The following is a 23572-nucleotide window of genomic DNA, read 5'->3' as shown; positions in this document are numbered from 1 at the left end:
CAGACTCGAAAAAAAGCAATGGCCCCGTGATGCGAAACTGCATTCGCATCGTTGCGCCTGGCGGCCAGGCGCGCGGCGGTGATGCGAAACCTTGGCGATGCAACGGAAGCATGTCCTGGGCCTTTGTTGCATTTTTGCAGTGTGAAAACTGCATTTCCTAACTGGGTCACAGTGCCGGTCGCCGATCCTGCCGGTCGCCCACTTCACATTCGCTTCAAATTCGCCTCAAACCCCCGACACCGGCGCGTCGCACCCTGGCCACCTCCCCGAATGAGGATGGTCGATGAAATCCCTGAAACTGTTGTTGCGCTTCGCCACGATTGGCGGATTGATCCTGTTGCTGCTGATTCCGTTGCTGTTGATCCGCAGCACGGTGCAGGACCGTGCGCGTTACCGCGACGAGGCGGTGGAGCGGGTGGCGCAGAGCAAGGCTGGCGAGCAGCAATTCATCGCGCCGGTGCGGGTGCTGCCGTATACCGAAGACGTGCAGGTCACCGAGCCGGATGAGCAGGGCAACCAGCGCAAGGTGTGGCGCAAGCGCGAAGGCGCGCTGCTGCAGACCCCGCGCAGCCTGAAACTCAGCGGCAACATGGTGCCGTCGGTGCGCGAAGTGGGCCTCTATCGCGTGCAGGTGTATTCCTGGAAAGCAACCCTGCATGCCGAGTACGCGCCGTTTGACTACGCTGCCGCGCCGACCCGCGTGTATGGCCGGCCGCACCTGGCGGTGGGCATTTCCGATGTGCGCGGGCTGGTGGGCACACCGCGCCTGCAGGTGGATGGACGCACGCTGGCACTGGAAAGCGGCGCAGGCGCATTGGCCGATCGCTCGGCAGGGATCCACGCCCAACTGAGCCCGCTGGCCGACCCGGTCGCCGGCCGCGTGCAGGACGGCAACGTGGTGGACATGCAGTTCGTGCTGGACGGCACGCGCCGGCTTGCCATCGCACCGATCGCCGACAACAACGAGATCGCCTTGCGCTCCAGCTGGCAACACCCGTCCTTCGGCGGCCGCTTCCTGCCGAACGCGCCGAGCATCGGGCCGAAGGGCTTCGATGCCAGCTGGTCGCTGTCGTCGCTGGCCACCGGGGCGCAGACCCAATTGCAGTCCAGCCAATCGTCGCTGGATACGCTGGAAGTGCGGCTGGTCGATCCGGTGGATGTGTATACCCAGGCCGACCGCGCCAGCAAGTACGGCATCCTGTTCGTGGTGCTGACGTTTGTGGCGTTCGTGTTGTTCGAGCTGATCAAGCGTTTGCCGATTCATCCGCTGCAATACCTGCTGGTGGGTCTGGCGCTGGCGATCTTCTTCCTGCTGTTGTTGAGCCTTTCCGAGCACATCGCGTTCTGGCAGGCGTATCTGGTGTCGGCCGCTGCGTGTATCGGTTTGCAGTTCTTCTATCTGTCCGGGGTGTTGCGCAGCTGGGCGCGCGCTGCGGGGTTCTCGGTGATGCTCACTGCGTTGTATGGAGTGCTCTACAGCCTGCTGGTCTCCGAAGACAACGCGCTGCTGATGGGATCGTTACTGTTGTTCGGCATCCTGGCCAGCATCATGTGGGTCACCCGCAAGCTCGATTGGTACGAGCTTGGCAACAGTCTGCGCTGAGGCCGGCATGCTCGCTCACGCACAGGTACACCGGCGGGCGCAGCGTTTGCTGCCCGCCGGGATCGACACGGTGGCGCTGCTTCCCGCAGCGCCACTGCAACGCTGGGAATGTTCGCCATTGTCGGCGTTGCCGCTCGGCCGTGAGGGGCGCGGCGGCGTGATCGGCCTGCGCCTGCATGCAGCCACTGCACAGGCGCTGCGCACGGGCGGAGCCGGTTTTTTGCAGGCGGCGCAGCAGCACAAAGCCCCGCCCAGCACGGCGCCGACGCACCGCTACGGGCCATGGCAGCGGTTGAACAACGGCAGCTATTGGACTCGTAGTACCGATGCACTGCTCGGGGTGCTGCTGGCCGCCGAAGAAGCGGCGGTGTGGCTGCTATGGCAGCAACCCGATGCGGCGGGTCCGGGCAACGGCCGTTGGCTGCGGTGAGGCGCGATGTGGCAGGCGGGTCAGGCTCGCTTACCATGCAGGCATGACTGGTTCCTCCCTGATCGTCGAAACGGTGCGCGGCACGGACGTGTTGCCGCATCTGGCTGCGGTGGCGCAGCTGCGCATCGCGGTGTTCCGCGCATGGCCGTATCTGTATGACGGCGATGCCGATTACGAACGCGGTTATCTGGCTGCCTATGCGGCCTCGCCAGACAGCGTGTTCGTGCTGGCACGCGATGGCGATGCGGTGATCGGCGCCTCTACCGGTTTGCCGCTGCTCGACGACAGCGAGGCTTTTCACGTGCCGTTTCGCGCGGCCGGCATCGACCCGGCCAGCGTGTTCTATTTCGGCGAATCGGTGTTGCTGCCGGCGTATCGCGGGCAGGGGATCGGTCACGCCTTTTTCGACCGGCGCGAAGCGCATGCACGGGCGTTGAATCGCTTCGCATTGAGTGCGTTTTGCTCGGTGGAGCGCGCGCTCGACGATCCGCGCAAGCCGGCCGACTACCGACCCAATGATGTGTTCTGGCGCAAGCGTGGCTATGTACCGCAACCGGGCATGCGCGTGCAGCTCGCGTGGGCGGAGTTGCAACACGGCGAGATCGACCACAGTTTGAGCGTATGGACGCGGGGGTTGTCGTCTTAATTACTGACGACCCTGTCGCCGCGTCGTCATTCTTCGATCGATCAGAACAAGGCCACCAGATGAAAATCGCCGTCGCCAAATACCCGATCGGCAAACCCGCCGATTTCGCTGCCTTCGCTGCGCGTCAATCCGCGTTGGTGAGTGAAGCCGCCGCTGCCGGCGCACGTGTGCTGGTACTGCCGGAGTATCTGGCGCTGGAGTTGGGCGCAACCTTCGGTACGCATATTTCTGCCGGTTTGCCGGAGTCGCTGGCGGCGATCCAGGCGCTGCGTGCGCCGTGGCTGGCGCTGTTTGCCGGATTGGCGCGGCAGCATCAGGTACATCTGATTGCCGGCAGTTTTCTGCTGGATCTGGGCCAGGGCCGCTACCGCAATCGCAGCGACTGGTTTACGCCCGAGGGCCGGCACGGCTGGCAGGACAAACTGCAGCTCACCGGCTTCGAAAAGGCCACCGGGCTGATCGATCCCGGCGATGCGCTGAGGGTGTTCGAGCTGGATGGCGTGCGCGCGGCGATCGCGATCTGCTACGACAGCGAGTTCCCGCTGCCGGTGCGTGCGCAATACGAAGCCGGCGCACGGCTGTTGATCGTGCCCAGCTGCACCGACACCGCCGCCGGGGCGATGCGGGTGCGCGTCGGCTGCCTGGCGCGCGCGCTGGAGAATCGTGTGTTCGTGGCGCAATCGGTCACCGCCGGCGAGGCGCCATGGAGCCCGGCACTGGACGTCAATACCGGCGAGGCGGCGGTGTTCGCGCCGATGGATGTCGGCTTCCCGGCCGATGGCGTGCTGGCACAAACGCATGGCGATACGGTGTGGGCCTATGCGGAGCTGGACTTCGACGCCTTCGAAGCCAGCCGCGCACACGCGCAGGTCGCCAACGACCGCGATTGGCATGGGCAGTTGGGTGCTTACCTCGCGCGCGCCACGCTGGCCAGCTTCGACGGATAGCGCGACCATCAACGGACGATGCGCATCGCCGGGCGCGCGCAGTCGGTACTCGCGACGGCAGCTGTCACCTGTACGCTCAATGTTCCGCGCGCGCCCCAACGCGGGCAGCGCTCCGGTATTTCAGCCACGTTCCTTCCTTGCATCGCCACCCACCAGGTTCCCATGGCCAAGAAAACCCTGATTCCGCACAGCGTCCGTCTCGAATTCGCGCCCGGTGCGCTGGTGCACAGCAATCTGTCCGGCGCGGCCTTTACCGACGACTGGCTGTGGGTGGCCGGCGACGAGGCCTGCGCGGTGGATCGTCTGCGCAAGCTCGACCCCGTGCAGCGCGAGACGCTGCGCTTCGGTCAAGGCCAGAGCTTTGCGCTGGCCGAGCTGCTGGATCTGCCGGGCGAGGCGGCCGAGGAGGCGGATCTGGAAGGCATGGCGCTGTCGGATGGATTTCTGTGGGTGATCGGCTCGCATGGGCTCAAGCGCAAGAACGCCAAACGCAGTCGCGACGATGCCGAAAACGCCAAGCGCCTGACCAAGCTCAAACTCGATGCCAACCGTCGCCTGCTGGCCTGTCTGCCGATCGAACGCGATGCCGACGGCACGCCACGGTTGGTGCGCGAAGCCGCCGACGGCCGCCGCGCGCTGCGGCTCAAGGGCGATGCCAAGCACAACCAGCTCACCGACCTGCTGGCCGACGACCCGCATTTCGGCCCGTTTCTGAAAATCCCCGGCAAGGACAACGGCTTCGATATCGAAGGCATCGTGGTGGACGGCCAGCGCTTGTTGCTGGGCCTGCGTGGGCCGGTGTTGCGCGGCTGGTCGGCAATGCTGGAGATCCGGGTCGAGGCGCATGGCGACCATCTGCGCCTGGCGCCGCTGGACGAAGACGGCACGCTGCTGCGCAAGCACTTCCTGCAACTGGGCGGGCTGGGCATCCGCGACCTGCATTATTCCGGCGACGATCTGTACCTGTTAGCCGGGCCGACCATGGTGCTGAACGGCGAAATCCGCCTGTTCAAATGGCCGGACGCGCGCACGGTGCTGGCCGCCAACCAGGCGCCGGTGCGTTTCCAGCACGACCTGCTGGAATCGGCGGTGCTGCCGCATGGCACCGACAGTGACCGCGCCGAAGCGATCTGCAATCTGCCCAAACACCTTGCCGGCAACGCGCCCACGTGGCTGGTGCTGTACGACGCGCCAGGCCCGGCGCGCAGCGGCGGCGATGACGTGGTCTACGGCGACCTGTTGCGCAACCGCTGAGCCGCGTGCGGGCAGGTCCGTGCTGGTCAAGGTAAAATCGGCCGATCCCCGTTTCGCCGAGCGCTCCATGACCTGCCGCACCCGTTTTGCCCCCAGCCCCACCGGTTACCTGCACATCGGCGGCGCCCGCACCGCGCTGTATTGCTGGCTGGAGGCGCGCCGTCGTGGCGGGCAGTTCGTGCTGCGCATCGAAGACACCGACCGTGAGCGCAGCACCCAGGAGGCGATCGACGCCATCCTGGAGGCGATGGAGTGGCTGGGCCTGGGCTACGACGAAGGCCCGATCTACCAGACCCAGCGCGTGGCCCGCTATCAAGAGGTCGCCGAGCAGCTGCTGGCGCAGGGCAAGGCCTATTACGCCTACGAAACCCGCGCCGAGCTCGACGCCATGCGCGAAGCCGCGATGGCCAGGCAGGAAAAACCGCGCTACAACGGCGCCGCCCGCGAGCAGAACCTGCCGTACCGCGACGACCCCAACCGGGTGATCCGCTTCAAGAATCCGCAAGCCGGCACGGTGGTGTTCGACGACCTGATCAAGGGCCGCATCGAGATCGCCAACAGCGAGCTCGACGACATGGTGATCTTCCGCCCGGACGGCTTCCCCACCTACAACTTCGCGGTGGTGGTGGACGACTGGGACATGGGCATCACCGAGGTGATCCGCGGCGACGACCACATCAACAACACCCCGCGCCAGATCAACATCTACGAAGCGCTGGGCGCGCCGGTGCCGAAATTCGCGCACATGCCGATGATCCTGGACGAGCAGGGCGCCAAGCTGTCCAAGCGCACCGGTGCGGCCGACGTGATGCAGTACAGGGACGCCGGCTATCTGCCGCATGTGTTGATCAATTATCTGGCGCGTCTGGGCTGGTCGCACGGCGACCAGGAGTTGTTCACCCAGCAGGAATTGCTCGACCTGTTCGACGTCAAGGACGTCAACTCCAAGGCCGCGCGGCTGGACATGGCCAAGCTGGGCTGGGTCAACCAGCATTACCTCAAGACCGACGACCCGGCCAGCATCGCCCCGCAGCTGGAATATCAGCTGGCCAAGCTCGGCATTGATGTCGCCGCCGGCCCGGCCGCCGCCGATGTGGTGGTGGCGCTGCGCGAGCGCGTGCAGACCTTGAGGGAAATGGCCGAAAAAGCCGTGGTCTGGTACCAGCCGCTGGAAATCTATGACGAAGCCGCGGTGATCAAGCACCTGAAGCTGGGCGCCGAAGTGCCGCTGGGCAAGGCACGCGAACTGCTGGCCAGCGTCAGCGAATGGAGTGTGGAAAACGTTTCGGCCGCGCTGCACGATGCGGCCGCTGCGCTGGAACTGGGCATGGGCAAGGTCGCCCAGCCGCTGCGCGTGGCCATCACCGGCACCCAGGTCAGCCCGGACATTTCGCAGACGGTGTACCTGGCCGGACGCGAGGGCGCCTTGAAACGCATCGATGCGGCACTCATCAAGATAGGAGCGGGCTGACCGCCGGAGCCTGTGATGAAAACCAACGAACACGCCTGCACTGCACCGCATCACCACGTTGACGACGCCAACGGCTTCGTGCGCGCGGTGGAGCGTGCGTGCAGCGAGCGCGGCCTGCGGCTGACGCCGATCCGCGCCAATGTGCTGCGCCTGATTGCCGATGCCGGCAAGCCGGTCAAGGCCTACGAGCTGCTGGACTGGGTGCGCGAAGGCAAGGGCGTCGGCGCCGACGCGCCGCCCACGGTGTATCGCGCGCTGGATTTCCTGATGGCCAATGGCTTCGTGCACAAGCTCGAATCGGTCAATGCCTTCGTCGCCTGCCACCACCCCAACAGCGCCCAGCACTCGGTGCCGTTTCTAATCTGCGACCGCTGCCATAGCGCGGTGGAGCTGGAAGACCGCGACGTGGTCTCGCAACTGGAAGCCCGCGCCAAGGCGCTGGGTTTTCAGCCGCAGGCGCAGACGCTGGAAGTGCATGGCTTGTGCGCCAAGTGCGCGGTGGCCGAGTAAGGATCGCCAGGCAAGCGCAGGGCGGTTCATTTGGAGCGGCTGACAAAACCTAGCGAGCTAGCGCCTGTCAGTGAGTGCACTGGTTTTGTCGGCGGTATCTTGGTGGATGCAGTCAGAGGTCCAGAACGCTGCGTGGGTCGAGCGCGCGGTGCCCTCACCGCTCGCGGGACACGCCGCAAGTACGTCCATGTAGGCTCGGTGGCGGCATCCATGCCGCCACACGGTCCCGCAAGCGGTGAGGACACCGCACCAGAACGTTTGCCGGCTGTTTTATTGAAAGCCATGCGCACCGATCAACTCGACAGGTCCTTGCCCGCCCACCGTCGCGGGACCTTACGCGGCATGGATGCCGCGTAAGAGCCTACATGGACGTACTTGCGGCGTGTCCCGCGACGGTGGGCGGGCAAGGGCCCTGCAGCCAGGCCGCAGATCAGCCAGGCAGCAGATCAGCCGGCTTGCAGTAGGCTGACGTGAAGTAGTTTTGTTAGCCGCTCTTAGTTGCCGGCAGTGCGCAGACGCAGCAATCCGCTGCAGACAAATGCGCTGTTGTTGTCACACCAACAAGGCCTCGAACATCACGCGCGTGCACGAATGCTGTGCAGCAGCCGCAGAAGCCAGAGCGTTAGCGACTCATCGCTTACCCAACGTATCGAACACCGCCGATCATCACGCTGCGGCGGTGTTCCTGCATCCATAGCCCGCCAGAAACAGCTCCACTGCGCGCTGCGTCGCATCGCGGAGATACTCCGGTGAGGGATCCTTGAGTGCGCCGAACAGGCAGGGCATCAGGGTTTGCGCTTCCAGCAGCGCGCCCAATTGCTTGGCGGCCAGGGTCGCGTCGCTGCGCCGCATCAGGCCCAGGTCCATCTGCTGCTGCAGATACTCGGCCATGCGCTGCATGCCTTCTTCGGGGCCGGCATTGAAAAACAACGCGCCGACCTCCGAGCGTCCTGACACCCCGATGATGGTCTGCCAGATCGTGATCGAGCTGGGTGCGCAGAGGAAGCCAAGGAGATCTTCGCCGAAGCGCTGCAGCGTCTGGGCGACAGGGCCGCTGCTGCGCGTCAGCGCATCCAGCATCGGATCGATGTAGCTGTCGGACGTGTCCTGGGCGAAGGCGATAAAGAGCTCTTCCTTGGACGGGAAGTAGCCGTACAGCGTGCGCTTGGAACCGCCCACGCGGGCGGCGATCTGCGACATCGAGGCGCCTTCGAAGCCCAGCTCGAGGAAGACCTCGCTGGCCGCCTGCACGATGGCGTCGCGTTTTTCTTCGGTTCTGACCCGCATCAACTCACTCCACTTTGAACTTTAAGTATACCGACTGGGCAGAAATGCTTGACGGCTACGGATGAGCTTATTAGGATACCAAACCGTACCGTTTAGATTTATTCCTCATCCGTTCCGTCGGAGACCTTCTTGTGCGTCCTCATGCTTCGTTTCGCCTGCCTGTGCTTGCCGCTGCCGTTGCCGCCACCGTTCTGCTGAGTGCCTGCGGCAGCCCGCCGGGAGGTCCGCCGCCGGCTGAGGGCATGCCCGAGATGGGCGTGCTGACCGTCAGACCGCAGCCGGTGACGCTCACCACCGAGCTGCCCGGACGCACCGTTCCTTACCTGATCGCCGAAGTTCGCCCGCAAGTGGGCGGAATCGTGCAGACGCGCCAGTTCACCGAGGGCGGCGACGTCAAGGCCGGGCAGACGCTGTACCAGATCGACCCGGCGACCTATCGCGCCAGTTACGCCAGCGCCCAGGCCACCCTGGCCAAGGCGCAGGCCAATCTGCGCACCGCCAAACTCAAGGCCCAGCGCTATACCGAACTGGTGCAGATCAAGGCGATCAGCCAGCAGGAGGGCGACGACACCGATGCTGCGCTGGGCCAGGCCGAGGCCGATGTGGCCGCCGGCAAGGCCAGCGTGGAGACTGCCCGCATCAACCTGGCGTTCGCGCGCATGGATGCACCCATCTCCGGTCGCATCGGCCGCTCCAGTGTGACCCCCGGTGCATTGGTGACCGCCAACCAGGCCACCGCGCTGACCACCATCCAGCAGCTGGACCCGATCTATATCGACGTCACCCAGCCCAGCGCGGCGTTATTGCGGCTCAGGCAGGCGATGGCGCGCGGCGATCTGGAAAAGGCCGGCGACGACGCGGCCAAGGTGTCGCTGCTGCTGGAAGACGGCAGCACCTATCCGCTGCAGGGCCAGCTGGCGTTCTCCGATGTCACCGTCGACCAGAACACCGGCTCGATCACCTTGCGCGCGGTGTTCCCGAACCCGAATGCGGAGTTGCTGCCGGGCATGTACGTGCGTGCGGTGCTGCAGGAGGGCATCAAGGAGCAGGGCGTGCTGGTGCCGCAGCAGGCGGTCTCGCGCAATGGCGCCGGCAAGCCGACCGCCTTCGTGGTCGGTGCCGACCGCAAGCTGCAGCTGCGCGTGCTGGAAACCGACCGTGAGGTCGGCGACCAGTGGCTGGTGCGCAGCGGCCTGAAGACCGGCGAGCAAGTGGTGGTCGAAGGCGTCTCGCGCGCCCGCGACGGCATCGAGGTCAAGACCGTGCCGTGGCAGCCCAAGGGCAAGCCCGCGACTGCTGGTGGTAATGCAGCCGGCACCGCTTCCGCCCCGACCGCACCGCGTGCGGCCAACTGAGGCGGGATCACACGTCATGGCACGTTTCTTTATCGATCGTCCGATCTTCGCCTGGGTGTTGGCCATCATCGTGATGCTGGCCGGCATCCTGTCCATCGCCACACTGCCGATTGCGCAGTACCCCAGCATCGCACCGCCCGCCGTCGCCATCACCGCCAACTACCCGGGCGCCTCGGCGCAGACCCTGGAAGACACCGTCACCCAGGTCATCGAGCAGAAGATGAAGGGGCTGGACCACCTCAGCTACATGGCCTCCACCAGCGAATCCAGCGGTGCGGTGACCATCACGCTGACCTTCGACAACGGCACCGATCCGGACACCGCGCAGGTGCAGGTGCAGAACAAGTTGTCGCTGGCCACCCCGTTGTTGCCGCAGGAAGTGCAGCAGCAAGGCGTCACCGTGACCAAGTCGGCCACCAACTTCCTCAACGTGCTGGCCTTCACTTCCGAAGACGGCAGCATGAGCGATTCGGATCTGTCCGACTATGTGGCTGCCAACGTGCAGGAAACCATCAGCCGCGTCGAAGGCGTGGGCGACACCACCTTGTTCGGTTCGCAGTACGCCATGCGGGTGTGGCTGGACCCCAACAAGTTGAACAACTTCAGCCTGACTCCGGTGGATGTACGCACCGCAATTCAGGCGCAGAACGCGCAGGTCTCGGCGGGTCAGTTGGGCGCGTTGCCGGCGGTGGCCAATCAGCAACTCAATGCCACCATCACCGCGCAGACCCGGCTGAAGACCGCCGAGGAGTTCGAGAACATTTTGCTGCGCACGCAGTCCGATGGCGCGCAGGTGCGCCTGCGCGACGTGGCACGCATCGAACTGGGCAGCGAGAGCTACAACACGGTGGGCCGCTACAACGGCAAGCCGGCGGCCGGTCTGGCGATCAAGCTGGCCACCGGCGCGAATGCACTGGATACCGTACGCGCCATCGACAAGAGCCTGGAGGAGCAGGAGAAATTCTTCCCGCCCGGCATGAAGGTGCAAAAGCCGTACGACACCACGCCGTTCGTGCGGATCTCCATCGAGCAGGTGGTGCATACGCTGATCGAAGCGGTGGTGCTGGTGTTCCTGGTGATGTATCTGTTTCTGCAGAACTTCCGCGCCACCTTGATCCCCACCATTGCGGTGCCGGTGGTGTTGCTGGGCACGTTCGGTGTGCTGGCGGTGTTCGGTTTCACCATCAATACCCTGACCATGTTCGCGATGGTGCTGGCGATCGGCCTGCTGGTGGACGATGCCATCGTGGTGGTGGAAAACGTCGAGCGTGTGATGGGCGAAGAACACCTGTCGCCCAAGGAAGCCACGCGCAAGTCGATGGATCAGATCTCTGGGGCGCTGGTGGGTGTGGCGTTGGTGCTGGCGGCGGTGTTCGTGCCGATGGCGTTCTTCGGTGGCTCCACCGGTGTGATCTATCGGCAGTTCTCGATCACGATTGTCTCTGCCATGACCTTGTCGGTACTGGTGGCGATGATCCTGACCCCGGCCTTGTGCGCCACCTTGCTCAAGCCGGTGGAAAAAGGCCATGGCCTGGCGACCACCGGCTTCTTCGGCTGGTTCAACCGCGTGTTCGATCGCGGCAACAACGGCTATCAGGGCGTGGTGCGGCACATGCTGGGCAAGGGCTGGCGCTACATGCTGGCCTACGCGGTGTTGCTGGCGTTGGTGGTGTTCGGTTTCATGAAATTGCCGGTGGGGTTTTTGCCGGACGAAGACCAGGGCACGCTGTTCGTGCTGGTGCAGTTGCCGCCCGGTGCCACCGATGCGCGCACCGGTGAGGTGCTCAAGCAGGTGGAACATCACTTTCTGGTCGACCAAAAAGACTCGGTCGCCGGCGTGTTCGCCGTGTCCGGTTTCAGTTTTGCCGGTACCGGCCAGAACGTGGGCTTTGCCTTCGTCAAATTGCGGCCGTGGGACGAACGTACCGGCAAGGGGCAGAGCGTCACCGATGTTGCGGCCAAGGCCGGTGCCTTTTTCGCCGGCATCCGCGATGCCAGGGTGTTCGCGTTCGCACCGCCGGCGGTGTCCGAGTTGGGCAATGCCACCGGTTTCGACCTGATGCTGCAGGACCGCGCCAATCTTGGTCACGCCGCCTTGATGCAGGCGCGCAATCAATTGTTGGGCGAGCTGTCGCAGGACAAGCGCCTGGTGGCGGTACGCCCGAACGGGCAGGAAGACACGCCCGAGTTCAAGCTGGAGATCGATGCGCACAAGGCGCAGGCCATGGGCGTGTCGATCGCCGACATCAACAACACCTTCTCCAGTGCGTGGGGCAGCGTGTACGTCAACGACTTCATCGACAAGGGACGTGTCAAGAAAGTGATGCTGCAGGCCGATGCGGTGTACCGCATGAATCCGCAGGACATCGACCGCTGGTTCGTGCGCAACAGCGCCGGCACCATGGTGCCGTTCAACGCCTTCGCCACCGCCAGCTGGCAGTCGGGCTCGCCGCGGTTGGAGCGTTACAACAGCGTGCCGTCGGTGGAAATCCTTGGCATGGCGCTGCCCGGCGCGGCATCCAGTGGCGAAGCGATGCAGATCGTGGAAGCGGCGGCGGCCAAGTTGCCGCCGGGCATCGGCTTCGAGTGGACCGGCTTGTCGCGGCAGGAGAAATCTTCCACCGGTCAGACCGGCTTGTTGTACGGATTGTCGATCCTGATCGTGTTCCTGTGTCTGGCCGCGTTGTACGAAAGCTGGGCGATTCCGTTCTCGGTGATCCTGGTGGTGCCGCTGGGTGTGTTCGGCACGCTGCTGGGCGCGATGCTGACCTGGAAAATGAACGATGTGTACTTTCAGGTTGGGTTGCTCACCACCATTGGCCTGGCATCGAAAAACGCGATCCTGATCGTGGAGTTCGCCAAGGAGCTGCATGAAAGCGGCAAGAGCCTGATCGACTCGGCATTGGAAGCGGCACGCATGCGCTTGCGGCCAATCCTGATGACATCGCTGGCCTTCATCCTGGGCGTGGTGCCGTTGGTGCTCGGCAGTGGTGCCGGTGCAGGCGCGCAGCATGCGTTGGGCACGGCCGTGATCGGCGGCATGTTGTCCGGCACGGTCCTGGCGATCTTCTTCGTACCGTTGTTCTTCGTCCTGGTGATGGGCCTGTTCAAGCGCCGCGCCCAGCCCACTTCACCCGCCCCGCAACCGACAGGACACTGAGATGACCCCGATTCGCATGACATTGACCGCGATCGCGGTGGCCAGCGTGCTGTCCGGTTGCACGCTGATGCCGCGCTATGCACGGCCCGACGCGCCGGTGCCGGAACATTTTGCCGGCACCGATATCACGATTGCTTCGCACGCCACCGACGCCGCCAGCACCGGCACCGGCACCGGCACCGGCGAGGCGATTGATATCGCCAACATCGGTTGGCGCCAGGTGTTTACCGACCCCGCGCTACAGCAGGTGATCGCGTTGGCATTGGAGAACAATCGCGATCTGCGCGTGGCTGCGCTCAACATCGAAGTGGCACGCGCGCAGTACCGGGTGGAGCGCGCTGCGCTGCTGCCGTCGGTGCAGGGCACCGGCACTTCCAACAACGCGCGTACACCGTCGGAGCTGGCGATTCCGGGCCAGCCGCAGGTGTTTCGCACCTACAGCGCCAACATCGGCGTCAGTGCGTACGAACTGGATCTGTTCGGGCGCGTGCGCAGCCTGAAGGAACAGGCACTGCAGCAGTTTCTGTCCACCGCCGAGGCCCGCCGCAGCACGCACATCAGCCTGGTGGCCGAAGTGGCCACCGCCTATCTGACGCTGGCGGCCGATCAGCAGTTGCTGCAACTGGCGCAGTCCACCTTGAGCAGCCAGAGCGACAGCTATCGCCTGCAGCAACGCAGCTTCGAGCTGGGCGTGGCCTCGCAGCTCACCCTGCGCCAGGCGCAGACCACGGTGGAAACCGCGCGCGTGGATGTGGAGCGTTATACCGCGCAGGTGGCGCAGGATCGCAATGCCCTGGTGCTGCTGGTGGGCACGCAGGTGCCGGTGGACCTGTTGCCGCGTGCCTTGCCCGATGGCGCCAGCGTGGACGGCAACGTGCTGGCCAGCGTGCCGGCCGGATTGCCGTCGCAGTTGCTGCAACGCCGCCCGGACATCCTGGAAGCCGAGCGCAACTTGCGTGCGGCCAATGCCAATATCGGTGCGGCGCGCGCGGCGTTCTTTCCCAGCATCAGCCTGACCGCATCGCAGGGCTCGTCCACCAGCAGTCTGTCCAACCTGTTCGATTCCGGTACCCGCGCCTGGAGTTTCGTGCCTACGCTGACGTTGCCGATCTTCAACGCCGGGCGTAACCGCGCCAACCTGGACATGGCCAAGGCCAATCGCGCTATCGAAGTGGCGCAGTACGAAAAGGCGATCCAGAGCGCATTCCGCGAAGTGTCCGATGCGCTGGCGCAGCGCGAGACCCTGGGCCGGCAATTGCAGGCGCAACAGGCGCTGGTGGATGCCACTGCCGACAGCTACCGGCTGTCGCAGGCGCGCTTCGAACGCGGCGTGGACAGCTATCTGCAGGCGCTGGATGCGCAGCGTTCGCTCTACAGCGCGCAGCAGACCCTGATCACCACGCAGCTGTCGCGCTTCACCAACCTGGCGACGTTCTACAAGGCGATGGGCGGCGGCTGGCTGCAATCGGCAGAGCCCAGTGTGGCCACCACCGCGACAGGTCAGCCCAATGGCTGAGACGGACGTTGATGCCGCGCCTGCACGCCCGCCCAGACGCGCGCCACACGACAAACGTGACGCGATTCTGGCGGCGGCGCGGCAGTTGTTTCCGCAGCTAGGCTTCGACAGGACCAGCATGGACACCATCGCCGAGCGTGCGATGGTGTCCAAGGCCACGGTGTATGCGCATTTCGCGTCCAAGGAGGTGCTGTTCCGCACCACGCTGGAAGCGCTGGCGCATGCATCGCCCAATCGATGGGACGCGTTGTTGGAGATGCAGGCGCCGTTGGAGCAGCGCCTGGCGGCGGTCGCCAAGGTGGTGCTGCGGATCTCCACCAGCGGCGCGCTGGACGATGCGGCGTATGGCCTGGTGCGGCCGCCGTTGTTGCCCAGCCAGATGCGCGAAGAGATGTGGACACTGTCCTTCGAGCGCTACGACAACATGATGCGCGCGCTGCTGGCGCGCGAAGTGGAGCGGGGCAGCCTGGTCATCGACAATCTGCCCGATGCCTCGGTGCATTTTTTCGGCTTGATGACCGGCTTGCCTGCAAATGCGGCGATGCGTGGCGGTGGCGTGGATGCGGATTTTGTGCAGCAGGATCGCTATGTGAGCGGTGCGGTCGCGCTGTTCTTGCGTGCGTATCGGCTGGATGTTGCGCGCACGGTGGGCACAACCAGGCGCGAAGTGCCGAGCGGGTTCTAGGCGCGCTGGAACCGCGCTTGCGGGGTCTGTTTGCGCGTGTCCATCGCGTTTGTATACGGCCATCACTCGCTTCACGACACGCATGCCGACCATTGCGTTGATGAAGCGCGCTCATAACCGTTAGCGCCAGCCGCTGTGCAATGTGCGCGTGGCGCGGGATTATGGTGTGGCATCGGTGCTGCAGCGGTGATGCCGCCTGCGGCCGACTCATCCAATGCGGCCGTGTGCTGCGGGAGTAAACGATGCAAACACGACAGTTGGGAAACAGTGGGCTACAGGTGTCCGCATTGGGCCTGGGTTGCATGGGCCTGAGCTACGGCTACGGGCCGGCGACTGCGCGCAAGGACGCCATTGCGCTGCTGCATGCGGCGGTGGAGCAGGGCGTGACCTTCTTTGACACTGCCGAAGCCTACGGGCCCTTCGTCAACGAGGAACTGTTGGGCGAGGCATTGGCCGCGCATCGCGACAAGGTGGTGATTGCGACCAAGTTCGGTTTCAAGAACGGACATGCCGATGCCGGCCTCGACAGCCGCCCCGAACGGATTCGTGCTGTGGCCGAGGCCAGCCTTGCACGCCTGAAGACAGACCGTATCGACCTGTTCTATCAACATCGCGTGGACCCGGCGGTGCCGATCGAAGAGGTCGCCGGGACCGTCAAGGATTTGATCGCCGAAGGCAAGGTCAAACACTTCGGCCTCTCCGAAGCCGGTGCCGACACCATTCGTCGCGCGCACGCGGTGCAACCGGTGACCGCGTTGCAAAGCGAATACTCGCTGTGGTGGCGCGAGCCGGAGACCAGCGTGCTGCCGACGCTGGAAGAACTCGGCATCGGGTTTGTGCCGTTCAGCCCACTCGGCAAGGGATTTTTGACCGGTGCCATCCAGGCCGACACGCAGTTTGCCGATGACGATTTCCGCAACAGCGTGCCGCGTTTTGCTGCCGAGGCGCGTCAGGCCAATCAGGCGTTGGTCGAACGCATCCAGGCCATCGCCGCCGACAAGGGCGCAACGCCGGCACAGGTCGCGTTGGCGTGGTTGCTGTCGCGCAAGCCGTGGATCGCGCCGATTCCCGGCACCACCAAGCTGCATCGACTCGAAGAGAATCTGGGCGGCGCTGCTGTGGCGTTGAGCGGCGAGGATCTTGCGCGGATTCAACAGGCGCTGGATGCCGTGGCGATTATCGGTGAGCGGTACAGCCCCGAGCGGCAGAAACTGGTTGGTAATTAGCAGAGCGGCTGATTTGTGGGTTTGCTGCAGGGCCCTTGCCCGCCCACCATCGCGGGACACGCCGCAAGTACGTCCATGTAGGCTCTTACGCGGCATCCATGCCGCGTAAGGTCCCGCAACGGTGGGCGGGCAAGGACCAGTCGAGTTGGTCGGTGCATGACTTTGAACAAAGCAGCCAGGAAACTCTCTGGTGCGGTGTCCCGCGAGCGGCGAGGGCACCGCGCGCTCGACTAACCAGGCGATTGAGTATTCGGCTACATCCAAACGACGCGACGACGCGAAGTCTCGGTTGTCTTGGAGTGATTGAGCAGTGCGGATAAATCAGGTGTAGAGCGGCTGATCTGCGGCGTGGCTGCAGAGTCATGCCTGCGCACCATCGCAGGACACGCCGTAAGTACGTGCTTGTCTCCAGGGCGGCACCCATGGCGCCCCTTGTGCCCGCGTCAACGCACCAGATCGTGCCGCAGCGCATCGATCACCACCTTGAGAGCGCTGGAGGATTGGCGGCGGCTGGGGTAATAGGCGTAATAACCGTCGAACGGGTCGCACCAGTCGTCCAGCACGCGGCGCAGCCGGCCGGCGGCGATATGCTCCAGCACCATGGTTTCCGGCAGAAACGCCAGTCCACCGCCAGCCAACGCGGCGCGCAGGATCGCGCTGCTGCCGTTGAAGGTCCATTGCCCGTCCACCCGCACCTTGACTTCGCGGCCGTCTTTTTCGAAGTCCCAGGGCAGCAAGCCGCCGTGCGTGGGCAGGCGCAAGCCGATGCAGTTGTGCTGCGCCAGCTCGGCCGGCACCGCCGGGATGGTGTGATGCACGAAGTAGCTCGGCACCGCCACCACCGCCATGCGCTGCATCGAGCTGATCGGCACTGCGATCATGTCCTTGGCCACCTGGTCGCCGAGCCGGATGCCGATGTCGTAGCGTTCGGCGACGATATCGGCCAGGCCGTAATCGACGGTGACCTCGATTTTGAGATCGGGATAGTCGGGCAGCACCTTCGATAGCGCCGGCCAGATGTAGGCATCGGCGGCATGGCCGGCGGTGGTGATGCGGATGGTGCCGGCCGGTTTGTCGCGAAATTCGGTGAGCGCCGAGAGTTCGTCGTCGATTTCTTCCAGGCGCGGTGCCACGGTGTCGAACAGGCGCGCACCGGCTTCGGTCATCGACACGCTGCGTGTGGTACGAGTCAATAGACGAATGCCAAGGCGCGTTTCCAACGCGCGCACCGTATGGCTCAGCGCGGACTGCGAGACGCCCAGTTGCGCGGCGGCGCGGGTGAAGCTGCCTTCGCGTGCCACGGTGACGAAGACCTGCAAATCGTTGAGATTTTCACGCGCCATCGATGCGAATGCCGGCGTCAGGCATGCCATTCATGCGGCTGCATCATGCGTGATAGTACGTGATGGCTTCAAATCCGAGTGCATTGCCCGCATTGATGCGCTGTGTTTCTAGGTGCATGCGCAATCGGGTGAGTAGTCGGTGTACGCATGCGCGCTACAGTTCAAGCACTGGATCAAGGAGCACTGCAATGAATCTGTTCGCAACTGCGATGTCGCTGTCGATGATGGCTGCTACCGTGCCCGGCGGCGAAGAGCAACAACCGATCAGGGTGAGCAAGGCCGGTGGCGTGGCCTCTGCAGTCGGCCCGGCCGGGTATTTCACCGGCAAGGTGCGTATCGATGCGCCATTCCAGACCGACGCGCCGGCGCGGGTGGGCGGTGCCACGGTGACCTTCGAGCCGGGCGCGCGTACTGCCTGGCACACCCATCCATTGGGCCAGACGCTGATCGTCACCGCCGGTGCCGGGCGTGTGCAGGAATGGGGCAAGCCGGCGCAGCAGATCCGCCCCGGCGATATCGTGTGGATTCCGCCGGGCGTCAAGCACTGGCACGGCGCCAACGCGACAGTGGCGATGACGCATATCGCCATCGCCGAAGCGCAGGACGGCTCGCCGGTGACCTGGCTGGAGCAGGTCAGCGAGGCACAGTACGCGGCGGAGTGAACGGTCGTCGGCGATGAGGCGTGCGATCAGATCGCCGCGTCATCGCTGGCGCCCTGTTTGATGTCTCGCGCCGCACGTGTGACGACGCTCCGCTGCGTGCGCGCAGGATTTACGCCGCCTCGGTCGCATCCTGCCCACTTGCACGTAGCCGCTGCGCATCGCGCGCAGGCGGTACGCCGAGAATGCGCGCGTAGTCGCGGCTGAACTGCGATGCGCTTTCGTAGCCGACGCGGAAGCCGGCATCGGCGGCGTTGAGCGCTTCGGCCAGCATCAGCCGGCGCGCCTCCTGCACACGCAGATGCGAGCGGTATTCCAGCGGCGTCATCGAGGTGACCGTCTTGAAATGCGCATGAAAGGTGGAGCGGCTCATCGCCGACAGATCGGCAATCTGCTCGATGCTGAAATGCTGCGCGTAGTGTTCGCGCAGCCACGCGATGGCCTTGGAAATCTGGTTGAGGCGGCTATCGGCGATGGCCATTTGGCGCACCACAGCATTGGCCGGATCGGCCATCAGGCGGTACAGCACTTCGCGGATAATCAGCGGCGCGAGCGCGGCGATCTCGTGCGCTTGATCGAGCAGACGCGCCAGCCGTAATGCAGCGTCCTGCAATTGCGGGGTGCTGTGGTTAAGCAATAGTCCTGCCTGCGCCGCATCGCGCCGTGGCTCCACCAGCTCCGGGTGATTGATGGCCAGATCGCTGAGTACAGCGGTGTCCAGATCCAGGCAGAAGCACAGATATGGCTGCGCGGCGCTGGCCTCGATTACCGAGCCGACGATCGGCAGATCGACCGAGGCCACCAGATACATCTGGGGGTGATAGAGATACGCTGCCGCACCCAGCATCGCCTGCTTGCGGCCCTGCGCCACCAGGCACAGCATCGGCGTATAGACCGTGGGCACCGACACGGTTGGCGAGGCGCTGCGCATGATCTGCAACCCGGCAATCCGGGTGGCGTGCATGCCGTCGCCGGGGGCGTGGCGCAGCAGGATGTCGGTCATCTCGGTCAATGCGGACATGCAGGACTCGGCAGTGGCACCAGGCGGCCGCGATGCCGTCGATCGTACAAGACCGGATGTCATGCAGCCGGCATGTCCGTAGCAGCGGCAGGCCACGGCAGCGCCGCTTGGCGCCGGCACCTGCGTTCAGGCCCTCGCGCGCCCAGCGCCTCAAAAATGAAGGGTCGGCCACGATCTGATAGGGCGCTCACGCGCGCGCCGTATCATGGGCGTCTGTTTCCGTGATCGTCTCGCCCATGCCCGCAAAACGTTCGACCATCCCCGCACCGACGAGCCCCGCCGACTGGAAGGCGCTCGAGGCCGCCGCCAGCGCTGAACTGGCCCGGCGCACGGAGCAGGCGCATCAGCAGATCCTGGGATTGTTGACCACCCATGGGCATCTGCTCAGCGACGCGCAGCGGCGCGGATTGCACAAGCGCCTGTTGCGTGCCGGGCGCTAAGAGCGGCTAGTCAGGCCTCTGGAGTGCTGCATCGATGGCCGCGAATGTTGGTCACACTCGCCTTTGTTGACGAATGAAGTGCAGAGATCAAATACAGAGATTTTGAGTCGTTGCGCCGTTTTAGCTGCGATCAAAAGCTTGGTTGGTCGAGTGCGCGGTGTCCTCGCCGCTCGCGGGACACGCCGCAAGTACGTCCATGTAGGCTCGGTGGCGGCATCCATGCCGCCACACGGTCCCGCAATCGGCGAGGACACCGCACCAGAGAGTTGGTCGGCTGCTTTCTTAAAAGCTTGTGCGTTGCTCGACCTGTATTGGGAAGATGACCGAACGCGCCGTTATCCGAACAACGGGCGTCATGCCCTGCTTACAACATGCACACCGACCATCTCCACTGGTCCTTGCCCGCCCACCGTCGCGGGACCTTACGCGGCATGGATGCCGCGTAAGAGCCTACACGGACGTACTTGCGGCGTGTCCCGCGACGGTGGGCGGGAAAGGGCCCTGAAGCAAACCCGCAAATCATCCGCTCTACAACCAACCAATCCACACCGTTCGCTCACCTCCCAAGGCGAGCGCAAGGCTGCGATTGTTGAAAGCATCCGGCTCTAACAGCACGCATCGATCCACACCCTGCCAGCATCTGCCGAAGCGACCACCGCGCCAACGCTCAAGTAGCCACTTCCCATGGCGGCACCTCGCCCAGGCGCTCCAGCAGAAACTCCACGAACGCGCGCACGCGCGGCGGTTGCAGCTGGCGTGCCGGCATCACCGCGCTGATCTGCGAGGTGGGCGGTGGGTAATCCGGCATCACTGCGACCAGGCTGCCGGCGCGCAGCTCATCGGCGATATGCCAGTACGAATGCAGCGCGATGCCCTGGCCGGCGAGCACCGCATCGCGGATCAGCTCGCCGAAGTTGCTCTCGAAGCGGCTCTGCATGCGCACCCGCACCAGACCGCCTTCGGGCGTCTGCAGTGTCCAGACGTCCTGGCGGCCGTCGCGGCCCATCAGCAGCACGCCGGCATGCCCGGCGAGATCGTCCGGCGTGCGCGGGGTACCGTGGCGGCGTAGATAGTCGGGCGAGGCGGCGAGGGTGCGGCGGTTGTCGGCGATGCGCCGCGCCACCAGCCCGGAGTCGTCCAGCGTACCGATGCGGATCGCCAGATCGAAACCCTGCTTGACCAGATCCACCAAGTCGTCGCTCAGGTGCGCACTGATGCGCACCCGTGGATGGCGGGCCTGGAACTCCGGCAGCAACGGCGAGACGTATTGCCGCCCGAACGAGGCCGACAGCGTCACCCGCAAGGTGCCGCCGACATCGTGCGCACTCTCGCGCAGATCGTCGGCCAGCGCATCCAGATCTTCCACCAGCACGCGGCCGCGTTCGGCCAGTTGCTGGCCTTCGGCGGTGGGGTGCAGGCGGCGCGTGGTCCGGTGCAGCAGGCGCACGCCCAGATCGCGTTCGAGCCGCTTGAGGCGCTGGCTGGCCACGGCCACGGACAGATCCAGGCTACGTGCGCCGGCGGTGATCGAGCCTGCGTCGAGCACGCGCACGAACAGGGCGATGTCGCCGAGACGGTCCATACGATTCTCAATGCTGCGTTGATAGTGAATCAGGATACTAGGGGTTTTTACGAAAGACGCAGCGGCGCAGGCTGTGCGCAGTCCTCCTTGGCCCACTCCCATGTCCGCTTCCGTGCGTTCTTCCCGTTTTCCTCCGGCGTTGCTCGCGCTGACCATCGGTGCGTTCGGCATCGGCACCACCGAGTTCGTGATCATGGGCTTGCTGCAGCAGGTGGCCACCGATCTGAATGTGTCGCTGACCGCCGCCGGCCTGTTGATCAGCGGCTACGCGCTGGGCGTGTTCGTCGGCGCGCCGGTGCTGACCCTGGCCAGTGCGCGGCTGCCGCGTAAAGCGGTGCTGGTCGGGCTGATGGCGATCTTCACCCTGGGCAACATGGCTTGCGCGCTGGCGCCCGGTTACGCCAGTCTGATGGCCGCGCGCGTGCTGACTTCGCTCGCCCACGGCACCTTCTTCGGCGTGGGCGCGGTGGTGGCGACCTCGCTGGTGCCGGCCGACCGCCGCGCCTCGGCGATTTCGCTGATGTTTGCCGGTCTCACCGTCGCCACCTTGCTGGGCGTGCCGGCCGGCGCGTGGCTGGGTCTGCAACTGGGCTGGCGCGCGACGTTTTGGGCAGTGACGGTGATCGGCGTGCTGGCCACGGCTGCGGTGGCGCTATGGGTGCCGGCGGCCGCAGGCGCTGCCGCGCCGGTGCCGTGGCGGCAGGAAGTGGCGGTGCTGGCACGCGGTCAGGTGCTGCTGGCATTGGCGATGACGGTGATCGGCTATGCCGGTGTGTTTGCGGTGTTCACCTATATCCAGCCACTGCTGGTGGATGTCACCGGCTTCGCGCAGGCGGCGGTGTCGCCGGTGTTGTTGGTGTTCGGCATGGGCATGATCGTCGGCAATCTGCTGGGCGGTCGCCTGGCCGATCGGCGCCCCACCGCAACCCTGCTGGGCAGCTTGGCCGCCTTGGTGGTGGTACTCGGTGCGATGGGCTTTTTCCTGCATAGCAAGATCGCCATGGTGATGTTCGTCGGCCTGTTGGGCGTGGCCGCGTTCGCCACCGTGGCGCCGCTGCAGTTGCGCGTGCTGGAGCATGCACGCGGCGCCGGCCAGAACCTGGCCTCCAGCCTCAATATCGCCGCGTTCAATCTGGGCAATGCACTGGGTGCGTGGCTGGGCGGGCTGGTCATCGCCACGCGCGCCGGATTGGTGGCGACGCCGTGGGTTGCCGCATTGCTCACCGCCGTGGGCCTGGGCATCGCGTTGTGGAGCGTGCATCTGCAGCGTCGTGGGGCGAACGCGCCCGCCGCATGCGTACAGGCGGGTTGATTCGATCCTTCGATCGACCGGCACTGCGCGCGTTTCTTTCGATTTCCAGGAGCATGTAATGGACACACGTTTTCTCGGCCGTTCCGGTTTCAAGGTGCCGGTGCTTGGTCTGGGTGCCGGCACGTTTGGCGGCAAGGGGCCGCTGTTTTCCGCATGGGGCGACACCGATGTGGCGCAGGCACGGCGCATGATCGATCTATGTCTGGAGGCAGGCCTGAACCTGTTCGACACCGCCGATGTGTATTCCGATGGCGCTTCTGAGGACATCCTCGGTCAGGCACTGCAGGGCCGCCGCGATCAGGTGATCATCTCCACCAAGACCGGCTTGCGGTTAGGCGATGGGCCCAACGATGCAGGCGCTTCGCGCTTCCGGTTGTTGCGTGCCGTGGATGCTTCATTGCGACGCTTGCGCACCGACTATATCGACCTGCTGCAGCTGCATGCCTTCGATGCGATGACGCCGGTGGAAGAGACCCTGTCCACGCTCGATGCGCTGGTGCGCGCCGGCAAGGTGCGTTACCTGGGCGCATCCAACTATGCCGGCTGGCAGCTGATGAAGTCGTTGGCAGTGGCCGATGCGCAGGGCTGGAACCGCTTCGTCGCCAATCAGACCTATTACTCGCTGGCCGGGCGCGATTACGAATGGGAGCTGATGCCGCTGGGTATCGATCAAGGCGTGGGCGCGGTGGTGTGGAGCCCGCTGGGCTGGGGCCGGCTGACCGGCAAGGTGCGCCGCGGCCAACCGCTACCGGAACACAGCCGCTTGCATGCCACTGCCGCCGCTGGCCCGGCGATCAGCGACGAACGCCTGTTCGACATCGTCGATGTGCTCGACGCCATTGCCGAAGAAACCGGCCGCAGCGTGCCGCAACTTGCCATCAACTGGCTGCTGCAACGGCCGACCGTGAGCACGGTGCTGATCGGTGCGCGCGACGAGGCGCAGCTGCGCCAGAACCTGGGCGCGGTCGGTTGGTCGCTGACACCGGAGCAGCGTGCGCGCCTGGATGCGGTGAGTGCGGTGGAGCCGCCGTATCCGTACTACCCCTATTGGCGCGGGCACTTTGCCGAACGCAGCCCGCTGCAGGTGTAACCCGGGCTGCGTCATTGCACCACGCTGCAACCCGA

The 23572-nt window shown here is 65.0% G+C and carries 20 protein-coding genes; 16 read left to right on the top strand and 4 right to left on the bottom strand.

Annotated features, from left to right (window positions below; all coding sequences use genetic code 11):
• Positions 1-283 precede the first annotated feature (283 nt).
• The 7 genes from creD to NYR97_RS00580 all read left to right on the top strand — a co-directional run bounded on the left by creD (position 284) and on the right by NYR97_RS00580 (position 6861).
• Complete coding sequence (creD, locus tag NYR97_RS00610; RefSeq protein WP_316696012.1) at positions 284-1603, top strand: cell envelope integrity protein CreD; 1320 nt, start codon at positions 284-286, stop codon at positions 1601-1603.
• 7 nt (positions 1604-1610) lie between these two features.
• The gene (locus NYR97_RS00605; protein WP_316696011.1) at positions 1611-2033 is read left to right on the top strand and encodes a hypothetical protein; all 423 of its coding nucleotides are present in this window, start codon (positions 1611-1613) and stop codon (positions 2031-2033) included.
• A 43-nt stretch (positions 2034-2076) separates the two neighbouring features.
• A complete protein-coding gene (locus tag NYR97_RS00600) occupies positions 2077-2679 on the top strand; it encodes a GNAT family N-acetyltransferase (protein WP_316696009.1) in 603 nt (200 codons plus the stop codon).
• A 59-nt stretch (positions 2680-2738) separates the two neighbouring features.
• Positions 2739-3626 (top strand): carbon-nitrogen hydrolase family protein, encoded by an 888-nt coding sequence (locus tag NYR97_RS00595; RefSeq protein WP_316696007.1) that lies wholly within the window; start codon positions 2739-2741, stop codon positions 3624-3626.
• 162 nt (positions 3627-3788) lie between these two features.
• Positions 3789-4880 (top strand): DUF3616 domain-containing protein, encoded by a 1092-nt coding sequence (locus NYR97_RS00590; protein WP_316696006.1) that lies wholly within the window; start codon positions 3789-3791, stop codon positions 4878-4880.
• Positions 4881-4947: 67 nt separating this feature from the next.
• On the top strand, positions 4948-6351 hold the full coding sequence (gene gltX / locus NYR97_RS00585; protein ID WP_316696005.1) for a glutamate--tRNA ligase: 1404 nt from the start codon (positions 4948-4950) through the stop codon (positions 6349-6351).
• A 15-nt stretch (positions 6352-6366) separates the two neighbouring features.
• Complete coding sequence (locus NYR97_RS00580) at positions 6367-6861, top strand: transcriptional repressor (protein ID WP_064630624.1); 495 nt, start codon at positions 6367-6369, stop codon at positions 6859-6861.
• Between the two features lie 666 nt (positions 6862-7527).
• Here the strand turns inward: NYR97_RS00580 and NYR97_RS00575 are convergent.
• A complete protein-coding gene (locus tag NYR97_RS00575) occupies positions 7528-8148 on the bottom strand; it encodes a TetR/AcrR family transcriptional regulator (RefSeq protein ID WP_316696001.1) in 621 nt (206 codons plus the stop codon).
• 131 nt (positions 8149-8279) lie between these two features.
• Between NYR97_RS00575 and NYR97_RS00570 the strand changes: the two genes are divergently transcribed.
• The 5 genes from NYR97_RS00570 (at position 8280) to NYR97_RS00550 (ending at position 16090) form a co-directional block, all read left to right on the top strand.
• Positions 8280-9503 carry an efflux RND transporter periplasmic adaptor subunit gene (locus NYR97_RS00570; protein WP_316695999.1) on the top strand — a complete coding sequence of 408 codons (1224 nt, stop codon included), beginning with the start codon at positions 8280-8282 and terminating at the stop codon, positions 9501-9503.
• A gap of 16 nt (positions 9504-9519) precedes the next feature.
• Complete coding sequence (locus NYR97_RS00565) at positions 9520-12663, top strand: efflux RND transporter permease subunit (RefSeq protein ID WP_316695997.1); 3144 nt, start codon at positions 9520-9522, stop codon at positions 12661-12663.
• Between the two features lies 1 nt (position 12664).
• Positions 12665-14179 (top strand): efflux transporter outer membrane subunit, encoded by a 1515-nt coding sequence (locus NYR97_RS00560; RefSeq protein ID WP_316695995.1) that lies wholly within the window; start codon positions 12665-12667, stop codon positions 14177-14179.
• On the top strand, positions 14172-14864 hold the full coding sequence (locus NYR97_RS00555) for a TetR/AcrR family transcriptional regulator (RefSeq protein WP_316695993.1): 693 nt from the start codon (positions 14172-14174) through the stop codon (positions 14862-14864). Before NYR97_RS00560 ends, NYR97_RS00555 begins: the two co-directional genes overlap by 8 nt.
• Before the next feature lie 242 nt (positions 14865-15106).
• Positions 15107-16090, top strand: a complete 984-nt coding sequence (locus tag NYR97_RS00550; RefSeq protein WP_316695991.1) for an aldo/keto reductase — start codon at positions 15107-15109, stop codon at positions 16088-16090.
• Positions 16091-16533: 443 nt separating this feature from the next.
• Here NYR97_RS00550 and NYR97_RS00545 read toward each other — a convergent pair whose 3' ends face one another.
• Positions 16534-17433: a LysR family transcriptional regulator gene (locus NYR97_RS00545; protein ID WP_316695990.1), complete on the bottom strand. Its 900-nt coding sequence runs from the start codon at positions 17431-17433 to the stop codon at positions 16534-16536.
• Between the two features lie 188 nt (positions 17434-17621).
• Between NYR97_RS00545 and NYR97_RS00540 the strand changes: the two genes are divergently transcribed.
• On the top strand, positions 17622-18095 hold the full coding sequence (locus NYR97_RS00540; RefSeq protein WP_205394262.1) for a (R)-mandelonitrile lyase: 474 nt from the start codon (positions 17622-17624) through the stop codon (positions 18093-18095).
• Between the two features lie 109 nt (positions 18096-18204).
• Here the strand turns inward: NYR97_RS00540 and NYR97_RS00535 are convergent, their stop codons facing one another.
• A complete protein-coding gene (locus NYR97_RS00535) occupies positions 18205-19113 on the bottom strand; it encodes an AraC family transcriptional regulator (RefSeq protein ID WP_210763187.1) in 909 nt (302 codons plus the stop codon).
• Between the two features lie 236 nt (positions 19114-19349).
• Between NYR97_RS00535 and NYR97_RS00530 the strand changes: the two genes are divergently transcribed.
• Complete coding sequence (locus NYR97_RS00530) at positions 19350-19553, top strand: hypothetical protein (protein ID WP_316698461.1); 204 nt, start codon at positions 19350-19352, stop codon at positions 19551-19553.
• A gap of 667 nt (positions 19554-20220) precedes the next feature.
• Here NYR97_RS00530 and NYR97_RS00525 read toward each other — a convergent pair.
• Positions 20221-21135, bottom strand: a complete 915-nt coding sequence (locus NYR97_RS00525) for a LysR family transcriptional regulator (RefSeq protein WP_316695986.1) — start codon at positions 21133-21135, stop codon at positions 20221-20223.
• A gap of 100 nt (positions 21136-21235) precedes the next feature.
• Here NYR97_RS00525 and NYR97_RS00520 point away from each other — a divergent pair, with 100 nt between their 5' ends.
• A complete protein-coding gene (locus tag NYR97_RS00520) occupies positions 21236-22447 on the top strand; it encodes an MFS transporter (RefSeq protein ID WP_316695984.1) in 1212 nt (403 codons plus the stop codon).
• A gap of 58 nt (positions 22448-22505) precedes the next feature.
• On the top strand, positions 22506-23537 hold the full coding sequence (locus NYR97_RS00515) for an aldo/keto reductase (RefSeq protein WP_205394267.1): 1032 nt from the start codon (positions 22506-22508) through the stop codon (positions 23535-23537).
• Positions 23538-23572 lie beyond the last annotated feature (35 nt).

This window comes from Xanthomonas hydrangeae (assembly GCF_032697525.1).
Classification (GTDB): Bacteria; Pseudomonadota; Gammaproteobacteria; order Xanthomonadales; family Xanthomonadaceae; genus Xanthomonas; species Xanthomonas hydrangeae.
This window is presented reverse-complemented; position numbering and strand designations above follow the sequence as displayed.

Excerpts from the sequence above, each read along its gene's own strand:
- creD (WP_316696012.1), top strand. The coding sequence starts at position 284 with ATGAAATCCCTGAAACTGTTGTTGCGCTTCGCCACGATTGGCGGATTG.
- NYR97_RS00605 (WP_316696011.1), top strand. The coding sequence starts at position 1,611 with ATGCTCGCTCACGCACAGGTACACCGGCGGGCGCAGCGTTTGCTGCCC.
- NYR97_RS00600 (WP_316696009.1), top strand. The coding sequence starts at position 2,077 with ATGACTGGTTCCTCCCTGATCGTCGAAACGGTGCGCGGCACGGACGTG.
- NYR97_RS00595 (WP_316696007.1), top strand. The coding sequence starts at position 2,739 with ATGAAAATCGCCGTCGCCAAATACCCGATCGGCAAACCCGCCGATTTC.
- NYR97_RS00590 (WP_316696006.1), top strand. The coding sequence starts at position 3,789 with ATGGCCAAGAAAACCCTGATTCCGCACAGCGTCCGTCTCGAATTCGCG.
- gltX (WP_316696005.1), top strand. The coding sequence starts at position 4,948 with ATGACCTGCCGCACCCGTTTTGCCCCCAGCCCCACCGGTTACCTGCAC.
- NYR97_RS00580 (WP_064630624.1), top strand. The coding sequence starts at position 6,367 with ATGAAAACCAACGAACACGCCTGCACTGCACCGCATCACCACGTTGAC.
- NYR97_RS00575 (WP_316696001.1), bottom strand. The coding sequence starts at position 8,148 with ATGCGGGTCAGAACCGAAGAAAAACGCGACGCCATCGTGCAGGCGGCC.
- NYR97_RS00565 (WP_316695997.1), top strand. The coding sequence starts at position 9,520 with ATGGCACGTTTCTTTATCGATCGTCCGATCTTCGCCTGGGTGTTGGCC.
- NYR97_RS00560 (WP_316695995.1), top strand. The coding sequence starts at position 12,665 with ATGACCCCGATTCGCATGACATTGACCGCGATCGCGGTGGCCAGCGTG.
- NYR97_RS00555 (WP_316695993.1), top strand. The coding sequence starts at position 14,172 with ATGGCTGAGACGGACGTTGATGCCGCGCCTGCACGCCCGCCCAGACGC.
- NYR97_RS00550 (WP_316695991.1), top strand. The coding sequence starts at position 15,107 with ATGCAAACACGACAGTTGGGAAACAGTGGGCTACAGGTGTCCGCATTG.
- NYR97_RS00545 (WP_316695990.1), bottom strand. The coding sequence starts at position 17,433 with ATGGCGCGTGAAAATCTCAACGATTTGCAGGTCTTCGTCACCGTGGCA.
- NYR97_RS00540 (WP_205394262.1), top strand. The coding sequence starts at position 17,622 with ATGAATCTGTTCGCAACTGCGATGTCGCTGTCGATGATGGCTGCTACC.
- NYR97_RS00535 (WP_210763187.1), bottom strand. The coding sequence starts at position 19,113 with ATGTCCGCATTGACCGAGATGACCGACATCCTGCTGCGCCACGCCCCC.
- NYR97_RS00530 (WP_316698461.1), top strand. The coding sequence starts at position 19,350 with ATGCCCGCAAAACGTTCGACCATCCCCGCACCGACGAGCCCCGCCGAC.
- NYR97_RS00525 (WP_316695986.1), bottom strand. The coding sequence starts at position 21,135 with ATGGACCGTCTCGGCGACATCGCCCTGTTCGTGCGCGTGCTCGACGCA.
- NYR97_RS00520 (WP_316695984.1), top strand. The coding sequence starts at position 21,236 with ATGTCCGCTTCCGTGCGTTCTTCCCGTTTTCCTCCGGCGTTGCTCGCG.
- NYR97_RS00515 (WP_205394267.1), top strand. The coding sequence starts at position 22,506 with ATGGACACACGTTTTCTCGGCCGTTCCGGTTTCAAGGTGCCGGTGCTT.